A 12962-nucleotide genomic window follows, 5' to 3' on the forward strand; every position below is an offset into this window, starting at 1 on the left:
CCTCATTGTCTTTATAGTTTATGGAAGGCTTTGGTCAAACGCCTCATTGAATGTAATCTATATCCTTCAGTAAAAGAATTCCGTCCTTTTTCTCCCACTCGGTCATATAAACCAATTCATTTTCTTTATTAAACCGATAGAACTTATTGACGGCTTCGGTATGAAAATAACTTTTCCGTTGAGATGTAAGCTTCTCTTTCAGATATTTGAAGTCCGTTTCTGTCACTGTGTTATCCGGACTCAACATGTATTTAAAGGTATTCCAATCCGTGTTCTCAATATTATTCCGGATGTACTGATCCGCTTCCAGTAGATTTCTGAATTTCAATGGCTGATCACCGCAGCCGCTTAAGAACAAGGTGATCAATGTAAGTATAACGGCAACCTGTCTTTTCATTACAAACTCCTTTCCCGTGAGGACCATCGTCTCTTTCGAATTCTTGTTTCTTATGTAAAAAGGGACGCACCCTGTTAAGTCTTGATAATTAAACAACAATAAAAAATTATACATGAAAACCCATCATTTGAAAATGCTTTGTTGCCTGCCCCAATACACTTTGTCACCCTTGTCAATACTGTATAATCACACAAATTCTCTATGATTCCGTTATGTTAAATATGTGTTACAAACGTGTTTTATAGTCATATTTTTGGAAGATTGATCTATATAAGGGGAAGTTACGCTTTTTTATCCCTTTTTTGGAGAGGTGGGAGTTTTAGCCAAACGGGCATATCCTGTACATATTTAAAGAAATTTCGACACGGAGGATCAATTAATTGAAATTAGGATCAATAAATCATACTCGGGATTGATCAATCCAAATCGGGATTAATTATCTTGGAACAGGATCAATTACCTCCAAAACGGGATCGATAAGCCCCCGAAGACGCCTTTAAGTCATCGGTTCACCACTCGAATCGACTTTAAAGCTGGTTTGAAACCACATTCCCTGCTAAAAAAGGACAATCTAAAGCCATTAAGTGAAAAAACCTCAAATCCCATAAAAAAAACTGCCATCCCTAAGAATGGCAGCCTCTTGATTGAAATTCAATTTGCAAATGCCTGTTGGATATCGCGGCGGACAGATTCTGCAATCGCCCCTTTACCACCCAGGAAGTACGTATCGGCTAGAACCGTGCGTTCATCCAGCCACTTTCCTACATTGTCTGGCAAAGCATCTTTACGCGTCAGTATCAAAGGAGATTTCATTGCCGATGCAAGTGCTGAAGCCGGCAGGGCATCAATGAAAACATCTCCTCGTGCGAAGAATAGTGTCTTTTCTTCAAACTGATCACGATATTTTTCTGCAATCGTCAAGCTCGTTTGGTAACGGTCTAACCCGTATACACGTGATACATTCGGTGCCAAGGCAGTTAATTGGCGTTCTACTTCAGAAGAAACAGCAGACTGACCACCGATGATCGTTACCTTATTGATCGTATTTTCTTTCATGTAAGCTTCAACGCTTTCATGCAGAGTATCTTTTGACGTGTACAAAATCGGGATCTGCATCATGCTGGCATACGATGCAATTGACAAGGCATCCGGGGATTTCTCGTCTTTTGTCACCACAAAGATTTCATTGTTGTTATTGATTTGATCTGCTACTTTTACTGCTGTCTCGTAACGCTCTTCCCCGCTTATACGAGTGATATCAGATAAACCTTTCAGCTGATTCTCTACGTTCGTGCTGATGGCATTCGTTCCACCCAATAAGTAAACTTTCTCAGGTTGAAGTCGCTTAATTTCGTCCAGTACTGTATCCGGAAGTGATGTTGAAGTGGTTAATAATAATGGTGAATCAAGTTTCTTCGCCAGTACACTTCCTGTCAACGCATCAATCGATAAATCGCCCCGGCCTATGACTACAGCCTTTGATTTATTCTCCCAACCATAATCCGATACACTCACGCTTGTATCATAGCGGTCGTCACCTTCAAGCTCATGGGAATAGTCGTTTAAGTCCAGCTCTCTATTCACACTTGTTGTTGGATAATAATAGCCAAGGATCGTTCTGAAGTTGTTTCCTTCTTTGGACATTTGATAAGCGCCGTATTGGCTCATCCCGATTCCGTGACCGAAACCTCCGCCATTAATCGCAAATTGTTCGTCCTTCTCATCAAGACTTTTCACATAGGGACTTTTCATGATAGATGTCCCAAGCATGAAACGAATATTATAAGATCGGTCATCGATGGTTTTCGTTTGCAACTTGATTGTTCCATCTTCATTTTTCACAAATCCACTGTCTTTTTTCTCAAAATAAGTGAAAGAAACTTTTCCTTTCAATACATCTGTTGAAGTAAAAGAGGAATCAGGAATATCAAATGAGACATTTTTGATACCTACTATTTTAATGTCACTATTGTCATCAATATGATTCTTATTTTTCAGCCATGATTTCATGTTTGAAATGATTGTTTGATCTTTTTCCTTCACATCCGACCACCAAGATTCCGGTTTCTTGAGATCTAATTCGTTGGTGTCGAATTGAGCTTTTGAGAGAGTGACCTTCCAATCACTGTGTGGTGAGATTTTCGCATCATAGATGTCCTGCTTTGTCTCCAGGTAAGGAACCAAAGGTGATCCCCAAACATTTTGATTAGAGAATACTCTTCCCCCATTCGATGAAGAATAAAATGCTTCAGCATAGCTGTCACCTTTTTTCAGAACTTCACCTTGTGTTTCATTAACTGCCTTTGTTGTATGGGGATCCCAATCATACCCTTTATACACTTGATCACTTTGGCCATCATAAATCGTCCAGTTTCCTTTTTTCAATACAAAGGTTCTGGCTGCGACAGCTTGAGCCTTTAAGGCATCCAGTCCGCCGTTATCGCCCCAGGAAGCAGGCATTTCGGCTGGCACCACGCCTTTTAAGTAGTCTTCGAGATTAATATGATTCACAGGCCTTACATATTTGCCTGATTCAACTGTGAACTCAACTTCACCCAGGTATCTCTTATCGTAATTGCCTTTAATGGTCATCGAACGATCCATCGCTTCAGTAATCGTAGGAATGATGGACACGTTGCCATCGAACTTTTTCACTAGTGCAGTACCTTTGTAAAGAGATAGTTTCCCTGACTCGACCTTGATTGTATAGGCCGCCCCTGGCTGGATGAAAATCGAAGTTCCCTTCACTTGATAGTCACCACTTGTTGAAAAAGGTAGTGAACTCTTACTTCCAATATAATTCTGAAGTTTTACAGAAATAGGTTCACCTGCTGCACTTGTATCAATCGGTGCTGAAATGAATCCCGTAACCATTGTGGAAAGAACCAGCATAGAAAGTAACTTCTTCTTCAATGTATTTCCTCCTTGGAATGGATATTGAGGAAGGCGCCCTTGTTACAGGGCACCTTCTGAATGTTTATAGTGCTTCTACCTTTTTCAATACGGACTCGATTTTATATCCGTTTTTCCCGGTTTCTTCATATACCTCTTTAATCATGCCGATTCCCGGTGCATAGTACATGGTATTGATGGTATTCACATCTCCGTTTTTCACCGTACTTCGGACAGCGACGACATTTTCGTATGTGTCATAAGGAACTTCGACCGTTTCATCTTCGCTGATGATTTCCCAGCGTGTGGTGTCGCCTTTGCCTTTATGCTTTATATCGGCCAGCGGCTTCGCTTCTTTATCCGCGGTGAAGTTGTCCAAGATGCTGTCTTTCACATTCTTTGGGTTACTTTCTTCATACACGACTTGAATGACATCCTGATCCCATTTTAGGACCTGAAGAGTGACCATCTCTCCTACTTTGAATACACGTTGAACATGCGTGTCATTGTGATCCACTACCGTCTCCGTTAAGCTAAAATCCTTATTTTCAAAGGTTTTGACCATGTTTTTTTCAGGTTTGAGCTGCTGGAGTAACAGGTTTACTTCTTCTTTATCCGTTGTATCCTTGTCTTCATCTGATGTTTCTTCTTCAGGAGATGCATCTTCGGCCGGCTCCTGAGTATCCTCTCCATCCACTTCTTCCTGAACAGTGGAGGTATCCGATTCTTCATTAAGAGAGGTATCTTCATTCGACGTTTCGCTTTCAACCTTAGATGTATCCGGTTCTTCCTTATTTGTTTTCTCACTCGGCGAGGAAGCATTGCATGCCGTAACGACAGTCATAGACAAGATGAGCAGAGAGACCAGAAAGATATTTTTACGACTGTTTAACATGGGGTGTCCTCCTTAATACAAGACATTCTTCATTTTTTCAATGATGCTGTCATCGACTTTCCCGCCTACTTTGATCACTTCTTTAACACCGGTTGATGGCTGATACTCAAGGATGAAATCCTCTAAATGCCCATCTAATGAACCTCCGACCAATACGATCGGTGCCTTTGTTTTAACAGACAGCGCAGAAGCCGTTAAAGCGTCGGGGTAATTCGTTCCCGTTGAAACGATGAATTTGTCTGAACCCATCAATGATTTAAATTTCGTCAGCACTTTGGCAAGTGTTTTATAACGGTCTGTTCCTGAAAGCCTTTCAACATTCGTTGAATATCGTTTAATTGACTGTTCAACCGTTGAAGAAATCGCATTTCCTCCCCCCAATACCTTCACTTGCTTTCCTTTCAAGTAAGTGAGTGCGGAAGAATTGATGCTGTCCTTGCCCGTCAGCACGATTGCCCATTGATTGGCTGAAGCGATCGGTGCAGCGCCCAGTGCATCGGCGTAATTTTTACCTGATGCTACAAAAGCACCTTTTACATTCGTCAGCTTTTTATTGATAAGAAGATTCGTTTCGTAACGATCAGCGCCGCCCACTCTTGTAACAGTTATTCCAAGCTTCGCTAATCGAGCTTGAACCGCATTTGAGACGGCTCCTTTTCCACCAATCATGTATACTTCTTTCGCATTCAGTCTCGTAAGCTCCCTTTCTACTTCTGAAGAAAGCTCGTCCTTAGCTGTTAATAGAATAGGTGCGTTATCTAATTGAGCTGCCAGGGGCCCTACTGAGAGTGCGTCTGCGAAATCATATGCGGTTGCTAATACAACAGCCTTCTTCGCTTTGGAACTTGAGAAACCGTTAGGATAAAGGTCTTTGGAAACTTTGATCGCCGTTTCCATTCGATCCAGTCCAATTAAGTTTGTATCGTTGATGAAACGATTGATCTTAACCCCATCGATACTCGACCAAATGACTCCTTTAGAATCGATATCAACCACTTTTAATGGTGTTGCCTTCCATTTTGCGTAATCGATTGCGCTCTTCACATCGTAATAAGACCATAAACTTTTTCCAGCCTCTGTTTGAACGCTGTACTTTTTCGATAAGTAATTAGACCAAAGAATCTTTTCAGTGTGCTCATCTACTACTCTTGTATTTGTCAGACCTTCTGCATATTGAATAGCGTCTTCTTTAATCGGGTAGGTTTTAAGCTTTTCATTCCCTTTTTGATAGACACTGTATTCATTTAAATTCTCGTATACTTTTTTCTGCTGGTATTTATCAAACACATATGTATTCGATTGGGACTTGGAATATTGAATCGCTTCGTCTTTCGACTCGTAAATCTTAAGTCGTTTGTTCTCAGCATTGTATACTTCAAATACTTTGAAATAGGAAACAATTCCATCCTTGATACCCTCTGCTGCATTATTTTGGAACGACCATGTTTTAATCAGGGCTTCCTCTGTCGGGTTCGACATAAATCCCATCTCCAATAGAAGTGATGGCATCTGTGTATTACGGATCACATAAAACGCCTGATTATTTCTCATTCCCTTGTCTGTCAATCCAATGGCATTCACCGTACTCGGATGAACCGTTTCTGCTAATCGCTTCGATTCACTTCCATACGCTACCTGAATGGGATCGGGCGGATATTCAGCTTCCCAGGCATATTTATTATCATAATGATACGATTCGAATCCACGTACGTACGGGTTTGTAGGTGCCGCATTGTGATGGACGGAAACAAAAACCGTTTGATCATTCTTTCCTCTAGCGAATGAATTAGCTATATCTGTACGCTCTTGAAGACTCAAATACGTATCTAAATTATCGTGAGTCATATAAACATTAAATCCTTCTGCTCTTAGCTTATCCCGTAATTTTTCAGAGATTGCCAGATTGGCATGCTTTTCATAATAACCAGTTGAACTCCCAGAATATCCTGCTGTTCCTGAATCCCAACCTCCGTGACCTGGGTCAATGACTACATTCTTCTCAGCTGATGCCAGAATCGGTATGACAAGAAACATCGTCATTGTAACAACAAGCATCGCAATCTTTTTCTTCATTTTTTTGCATTCTCCTCCAATATATTAAAATTTTCCTTTATTCTACCATTATTATCGGCAACAGTTGACATACTTTTGACATGTTTTCGTAAAGTTTTACATAAACACACAAAAAAAGACACTCACTCCCCTTATATTAGGATCGTAAAGTGTCTTTACTATTTATTGAAAAAGAATGTTGTACCACACTGCACTGGAAATGTTTAATTCTCTACTCTTATTATTTCATTATAAAGATCTACCATTCTCTTAGAATTATCTTCCCAGTCATAATGACTGATTACATGTTCCCTGCCGTTTTTCCCTAATTTCTCTCGTTCTGAGGAATCCTTATAGAGGTATAATAATTTTTCCGCTAAGGCATCTGGATTTTTTGAGGGGATCAGATAGCCTGTTTCACCGTCCAGCACCACTTCAGGAAGACCACCGACATCTGTTGCGACAACGGGTACGCCACAAGCCTGTGCCTCTACAGCTGAAACTCCGAAGCTTTCAATCAAGGAAGAAATGACAAATATATGAAGAGATGAGATGAAATCAGGAACATCCTCATGAGCGATTCTTCCTAAAAACTCTACATTCTCAACTATGCCCAAGTCTTCTGTCAGTTTCATATACTTTGCAAGATAAGGTCCGTCCCCGGCCAGTTGCAGGCGAACATACTGGCGCTCCGATCCAAGTGTATCCAAGAAAAGCTTGAAGCCTTTCAGTAGATATTCAATCCCATATTTCGGCTCCATTCCCTTAGCAATCCCGATTCTGAATTGCCCTTCCACCTTCTTCGTTGGATTAGGTTTGAATTGTGTTATATCAACACCAAAGGGCGTAATGGACAATGGCTTATTTTCATCTATATACTTTTTCGTTTCCTGTTCAAGTGCAGGACTTGTTGAACAAATATAGTCCGCTTTTCTCAAGGCGTACTGGAGGATGATTCGATTCATCACATTCCGCTTAGGGAAATCATATATGTCCGACCCCCATACCGATAAGATGTAAGGACTGAACCCTGTTAACGCTCCTATCAATCCGTAGCTCGAAGCATAATGGGAATGGATCAGATCAGGCTTATAGTTTTGAATGATCTTTTTCAACCTGGAAACCGTAAATAAATATGAAATCTTGTGATTTAATTTCAGATTTAAATAGACTCTGCTTACATTCTCCCAAGGGATGTGTCCAGAAGAGTCTTTATGGTTCTCTAAGCTAATATTCATGACCTCGATACCAACCGAATTATAGTAATCAAGCCATTTCTTCGTATGTACATTATTCGCTGGTGCTAATAATAAAACTTTCATAACTCGGGTACCACACTCTCTTTTTTACTACTGACTTCCTGCAATGAATGAGAATCCTCTTAAAACCGACTGTCAAAAGAAATATATTCAATAATATCGTTTGTGATATAATATACTAATTGATTTGATACTTCTTATCATAATATAAAAAGCGATTAAATTGAATTTATTTGTAAAAACTATATAAATTTTGTTAAATCACAAAGATAAAAATTGTACGTTCAGAGAGGTATTTCAATGTTTAAACATACGTTTATCTATTTTCTATCTAAAGGTGTGCCCGGAATCATTAACTTTGTGGCCATCGCCTTGTACACACGTCTACTATCACCTAGTGAATATGGTGAATACGCACTAGTCATTGCAGCTGTAACATTTGTGAATACAACCTTATTCCACTGGCTCAGATTAGGATTGCTCCGCTATAACCCTAAATACGAAGGCAATCAAAAAGCCATGTTCATCAGCTCGATCACTGCTACATTCATTTCCATGACGATCCTGACTGTTTTCCTTGGCACAGGAGCTTTCATTGTCTATACACCTTTTCATTCAATGGCTCTCTTATGGTTCCTGGGAATTGGATTACTCACTATGCAAAGTATGTTCGACTTATTCACTGAGTACTTGCGTTCAGAGCTTTCGTCCAAACTATTCGGAGTCGTGACAGCTCTAAAAGTGGTATTATCACTTATCGTCGCTGTCGTTCTGATCAAATTCTTCGGCTTCGGGGCAGAAGGAATCATCCTTGGACTCATCATCGGGATCTTCCTGTCGATTGTCTTCTTTATACCGAAGTATCTGCATTTGATTGACATTAAGTTGATTGATCGGGACATGATCAAGGAAGTGGTGAAGTATTCCATTCCATTCATTGCAGCTCTTTCGATGGAAGCCATCATCCTGAATACAGACCGTTATTTGATCGGGTGGTTAATGGACAAGGCGTCTGTCGGGATCTATGCCGTATCATACGACCTTGCCAAACAAATCCTGTTTCTGCTGATGATGATCATCAACCTGGCCGCTTATCCATTAGTGGTCAAAGCACTTGAAACAGGCGGAATCAAAGAATGTCAGAAACAATTAAATGAAAACACGTCACTGCTATTACTTGTATCGGTCCCGGCTACAACGGGAATGATTTTGTTGAGCGATTCCTTTACCGGCATCTTCCTGGGGGAATCCTATCAGGGCAAAGCAGCGACGATCTTTTCACTGATTGCCCTTGCAATCTTTATACAAGGCTTTAAAATGTACTATTTCGACCTTGCTTTCCAGCTTGGTAAAAATACGAAGCTTCAGATTTGGCCTGTGCTGGCTGCAGCTGCCCTGAATGTAGTCCTTAACCTACTATTGATACCAGAGTACGGTATATTCGGGTCAGCCTATGCCACTATCATTTCATATGTGGTATCGGTCCTGTTGAGTGCCTTAATCGGGAAGAAGATTTTCCCGCTCACGTTTCCATTCAAGGAAGTCGGAAAGATCTTTGTTGCGACTGGTGTAATGGCGCTTCTAGTTTGGCCGGCATTGTCCATTGGTGGCATCTTCGGATTTATTGTGCAAATTGCAGTCGGGATCGTATCTTATGGCGCGGTGGTCCTGGCATTGAATATTAATGGTATACGTCAGCTCGTTATGCGTCGATTGAAGAAATCTCCCCAGTGATTGGGGGGATTTTTTTTGTTTGGGGAGATGGAGTGGCTAGTTTGTTTGTACCTGGTACAATTGGGGGCTGTTGTACCTGGTACATTTCGTGGGTGTTGTACCTGGTACACGGATATCGACGCAATTTGAAGCTAGAAACTCCGCCAACGGTCAGACCATCTATAGAATAGTGACCGTTTTGCCAGTTTTCATTCAATCCTGGAGTGGTTTTGGCATAAAATTGTCCTTTTTCAGCTGGGAATGTGCTGTTTGATTGGATTGCTGGCCGATCCGGGGGTTGAATAGCGGATGAGGAGTGGTTGTCGCAGGGGATTCGATCCTGATCGGGAGGGGATTGATCCCGGTTCACGATAATTGATCCTGCTTCAGCTTTTTCAATCCTCGATATGATTAATCGATCCCTATTAGAATTAATTGATCCTCCGTGTCGAATTTTCTTTACCGATACCTGCATCATGCTCCAAAATAACACCCACTAAAAAACCCACAGAGCATCACTTCACTCCATGGGTTGAATCTATCATTCTATTCCTCATAACCACTTGTATCCTCGATTTCAGTCGATTCTTCATAGACACCGGATTCCTCGGTTTCATCATAACCTCTGGTATCATCAACACCAGTCGTATCCTCGACCACGGCATCGTCACTCACCGCTTCTTCCTCGACATACTCCTCATACGACTTTGGTTCTTCACCATTCAAAAAATCTTTTAACGCTTCGGTATTCGCATCCAGGTCTACGTCTAATACGGCACCGGCGCCTTCATATCGAGCATTTTCAAACGAATTGTCAATTGGTAATCTCATTGTATCAATCTTGTCGACCGGATTCAGGACGAATTCTTTTGCAAGACTGATACGGTCCATTGAGCCGATATTCGTTTCAATATAGGGTGAGACGGTACCCATCAGTTTAGGGATTTTGGATACTCCGTTTAATGACAGCATTTCGTCTTTCAAAACATTGATGACTTCCTGCTGGCGCTTGACACGGCCGAAGTCTCCCTCCGCGTCATGGCGGAAACGGGCATAGCCCAGTAATTCTTTTCCGTTCAATTTTTGCAAGCCAGGTTCCAGTGTCACATTAATGTTTGTGGACATTTCTTTTTCTACATTCATTTCAATTCCATCCGGTGCCAGTGCATCTACAACCTTCTGGAATCCTTTAAAGTCCATTAACGCATAATATTGTACATCTATATCGAAGTTCTCTTTCAGCGTTTGACGAAGTAGCTCTGGCCCTCCAAGGAAGTAGGAAGTATTTAATTTATACTTTCCGTATTCCGGAACATCTACATACATATCCCTCATCAATGATACCAATCTGGCCACACCTTTTTTAGGATCATATTGGGCAATCATGATCGTATCTGTACGTGATTTTTCTTCACCTCTCGTATCCGAACCGAGGAGTAACACATTTATCTTTCCATGTTCATCTTTTTTACCATTAAACTCAGGAATTTCTTCGGATGCCGCCTGTGTCTTACCGGCATGCATTTTTCCAGTTTGATACTGGTAGAGAAAATACGCCGTCCCAATGCTTAGTCCTAAGAAAGAAAGTGCAAGAAATATGCGGAAGAATCGCTTTCTTCTTCTCATCCGCTGTCTATAGTCATTACGAGTCTTCATGTATGTTTTTCACCTTTCAAATCGAAGATCAATACGAAAAATAATTTTATCATGAAATAGATTAAAAAAATAGAATCTTACATAAATGTAATCTCTGTTTAATAATCCAATTGAAAAAGACTCTACCGATGATCGATAGAGTCTTAGTTTTAAAATCTACTATATTAATAATACAGCTTTTTGTATAAATCTCCAAGCTCGTCTTCCACATTCATTGCACTTGGTCCTCCGAGCAGGAAGAACTCTTTATATTCTTTAGCTGCGATAAAGTTGTTGACGCTTGTTGGCAGCTGTTCAGGATTAGACAATAGGAGTGGGGCTTTTTGCTTTGCTGCCAGTACAGATCCCGATAACGCATCCGGATAGTTTTTACCGCTTGCGATCAGGGCTTTTTCATCGGGATTAGCAAGTGGAAGCTTCTTCGCGATTTGAAGAGACGTTTCGAAACGATCCAATCCGCTTACCCGCTGCTCAGCTTTCACCTTTTTCATGACTCCATCACTGATGACCCCTGCACCGCCAACAACGATCGTGCTATCCACTCCAGTAAGAGCCTGACTCGTATAAGAAGAAACGGCATCCTTGGCTGTTAATAAAATCGGGTATCCTTTGACAGAAGCATATGGTGCCACTGAAAGAGCATCCGGGAAGTTCTTTCCTGAAGCAATGATCGCTTTGTCCGGATTCGGATTTACTTGCTCCGAAATGAGTTGGGCTGTTTCATAACGATCGACGCCACCAATTCGGTCAACTTGCAATCCCATTCCTTCAATAGCATCACTGACTCCCTCGCTGACTGCCCCTTTTCCACCTAAAATGATGATGTTCGAAGCCTTTAATCGCTTGATCTCATCCTTCGTTGATTCAGTCAGTTTATTTTTATCCGTTAATAGAAGTGGCGCATCATTTTTATAAGCAAGCGGGCCACCCGTTAAGGCATCCGGGAAGTTATAAGCTTGTGCCACAACGACCGTATCCGCCTGATCCCAGCCAGACTGGGAAATATCAACGGCCGTCTTGATTCGATCTGTACCAGATAGTCGCTCACCGATTTTGTTTAGTTCGCTTGAAGCAACGTATGCCTCTTGTTTATTGTCTTCACGTTCAACGTTGTACCAGACGAAGTGATTCGGATTCTTGGATTGATCGTATTCAAATCCTTTAAGGATTTCAAGTACTTCCGTTTCACCGCTTGGAAGTTTCGCAGACACTTCCTTGGACTCAGAAGTTGGCTGTTCTCTAAAACGTGATCCATCCGCAGAAATCACTAAATCCCCTGGTTGATACGAATGTTTTGTCGTATGGGCCAGCCCATCCACCTCATACTGTTTCTTATTGAATAATAAATAATAGTTCGGCTCTCCTGTATAGGTGAAATCCTCTTTAGCGAAAGAAAACTCGACTCTATCATTCTTGAAGATGCCCGGGTTTCCACTTGAAAGCTCCGCATATACCCGTTCCTGGTAGCTTCCGAAGTTTCTACTACCATCTTTCTTATAAATAGGACTATTTTCCTGCGCCTGTCCATTGTATGCTAAAAGGGCAAAATACCAGTTCTCGATGATGTCACGCTCATTGTCTCCAACGGTAGGGATACTGGTGGAACGATTCCAATCGGTTAGACCCTTCTCACCAAGCTTCCACTTTTCGTTCAGGATTTTGATACCTGCTTCAATATTGAAGGCGATGTCACTTTTCAAACGTTCCTCATTATAGCCGGCTGTATCGGTCACCTGCATGATTCCGATTCCGCCATCGTCAGAGATATTCGGTTCCCCTTGAGCCGTGAACTGCTTCCAACCGCTCTCTTCTGCAGCTACTGCCTTCACGATTTCTGCCGGAACGTCGTACTTCATTGCTGCTTCCGTCAACAGTTTATTAATTTCATATTTTGATGGGTTTTCATAACCCGCTGCCTTCGAATGGATCGGACTCGCCAGTGTCGCCGTAAGTGCCACCGCTGCTATTCCGGATACAAGTTTCTTCATTTTTGGATTCATTGTGTTCCCCTTTTGATGTTATTTTATTCCATCTTATCATAGTATCTAGTAAACTATAACCCTTCATTGGCAAAAAAAGATAGAGAGGAATCCTCTCT

At 41.4% G+C, this 12962-nt stretch carries 9 protein-coding genes; 1 reads left to right on the plus strand and 8 read right to left on the minus strand.

Annotated elements, in window-relative coordinates:
- Positions 1 to 43: 43 nt before the first annotated feature.
- The 5 genes from ACQKFO_RS14855 to ACQKFO_RS14875 all read right to left on the minus strand — a co-directional run bounded on the left by ACQKFO_RS14855 (position 44) and on the right by ACQKFO_RS14875 (position 7558).
- A complete protein-coding gene (locus ACQKFO_RS14855) occupies positions 44 to 397 on the minus strand; it encodes a hypothetical protein (protein ID WP_427599656.1) in 354 nt (117 codons plus the stop codon).
- Between the two features lie 651 nt (positions 398 to 1048).
- Complete coding sequence (locus ACQKFO_RS14860) at positions 1049 to 3310, minus strand: SpoIID/LytB domain-containing protein (RefSeq protein WP_427599658.1); 2262 nt, start codon at positions 3308 to 3310, stop codon at positions 1049 to 1051.
- 64 nt (positions 3311 to 3374) lie between these two features.
- Complete coding sequence (locus ACQKFO_RS14865; protein ID WP_427599660.1) at positions 3375 to 4184, minus strand: hypothetical protein; 810 nt, start codon at positions 4182 to 4184, stop codon at positions 3375 to 3377.
- Between the two features lie 12 nt (positions 4185 to 4196).
- Positions 4197 to 6257, minus strand: coding sequence for a cell wall-binding repeat-containing protein (locus ACQKFO_RS14870; protein ID WP_427599662.1), 2061 nt, complete (start codon positions 6255 to 6257; stop codon positions 4197 to 4199).
- A 203-nt stretch (positions 6258 to 6460) separates the two neighbouring features.
- On the minus strand, positions 6461 to 7558 hold the full coding sequence (locus ACQKFO_RS14875) for a glycosyltransferase (RefSeq protein ID WP_427599664.1): 1098 nt from the start codon (positions 7556 to 7558) through the stop codon (positions 6461 to 6463).
- Between the two features lie 237 nt (positions 7559 to 7795).
- Between ACQKFO_RS14875 and ACQKFO_RS14880 the strand changes: the two genes are divergently transcribed.
- Positions 7796 to 9229: an oligosaccharide flippase family protein gene (locus ACQKFO_RS14880; RefSeq protein WP_427599666.1), complete on the plus strand. Its 1434-nt coding sequence runs from the start codon at positions 7796 to 7798 to the stop codon at positions 9227 to 9229.
- Here the strand turns inward: ACQKFO_RS14880 and ACQKFO_RS14885 are convergent.
- The 3 genes from ACQKFO_RS14885 to ACQKFO_RS14895 form a co-directional block, all read right to left on the minus strand.
- Positions 9198 to 9686, minus strand: coding sequence for a hypothetical protein (locus tag ACQKFO_RS14885; RefSeq protein ID WP_427599668.1), 489 nt, complete (start codon positions 9684 to 9686; stop codon positions 9198 to 9200). The two genes, ACQKFO_RS14880 and ACQKFO_RS14885, sit on opposite strands and share 32 nt — an antisense overlap.
- 68 nt (positions 9687 to 9754) lie before the next feature.
- Positions 9755 to 10864 carry an LCP family protein gene (locus tag ACQKFO_RS14890; RefSeq protein WP_427599669.1) on the minus strand — a complete coding sequence of 370 codons (1110 nt, stop codon included), beginning with the start codon at positions 10862 to 10864 and terminating at the stop codon, positions 9755 to 9757.
- Between the two features lie 164 nt (positions 10865 to 11028).
- Positions 11029 to 12864 carry a cell wall-binding repeat-containing protein gene (locus tag ACQKFO_RS14895; protein WP_427599671.1) on the minus strand — a complete coding sequence of 612 codons (1836 nt, stop codon included), beginning with the start codon at positions 12862 to 12864 and terminating at the stop codon, positions 11029 to 11031.
- Between the last annotated feature and the right edge of the window lie 98 nt (positions 12865 to 12962).

The sequence above is a fragment of the Rossellomorea sp. NPDC071047 genome (assembly GCF_050270195.1).
Lineage (GTDB): Bacteria > Bacillota > Bacilli > Bacillales > Bacillaceae_B > Rossellomorea.

Excerpts from the sequence above, each read along its gene's own strand:
- ACQKFO_RS14855 (WP_427599656.1), bottom strand. The coding sequence starts at position 397 with ATGAAAAGACAGGTTGCCGTTATACTTACATTGATCACCTTGTTCTTA.
- ACQKFO_RS14865 (WP_427599660.1), bottom strand. The coding sequence starts at position 4,184 with ATGTTAAACAGTCGTAAAAATATCTTTCTGGTCTCTCTGCTCATCTTG.
- ACQKFO_RS14870 (WP_427599662.1), bottom strand. The coding sequence starts at position 6,257 with ATGAAGAAAAAGATTGCGATGCTTGTTGTTACAATGACGATGTTTCTT.
- ACQKFO_RS14875 (WP_427599664.1), bottom strand. The coding sequence starts at position 7,558 with ATGAAAGTTTTATTATTAGCACCAGCGAATAATGTACATACGAAGAAA.
- ACQKFO_RS14880 (WP_427599666.1), top strand. The coding sequence starts at position 7,796 with ATGTTTAAACATACGTTTATCTATTTTCTATCTAAAGGTGTGCCCGGA.
- ACQKFO_RS14885 (WP_427599668.1), bottom strand. The coding sequence starts at position 9,686 with ATGATGCAGGTATCGGTAAAGAAAATTCGACACGGAGGATCAATTAAT.
- ACQKFO_RS14890 (WP_427599669.1), bottom strand. The coding sequence starts at position 10,864 with ATGAAGACTCGTAATGACTATAGACAGCGGATGAGAAGAAGAAAGCGA.
- ACQKFO_RS14895 (WP_427599671.1), bottom strand. The coding sequence starts at position 12,864 with ATGAATCCAAAAATGAAGAAACTTGTATCCGGAATAGCAGCGGTGGCA.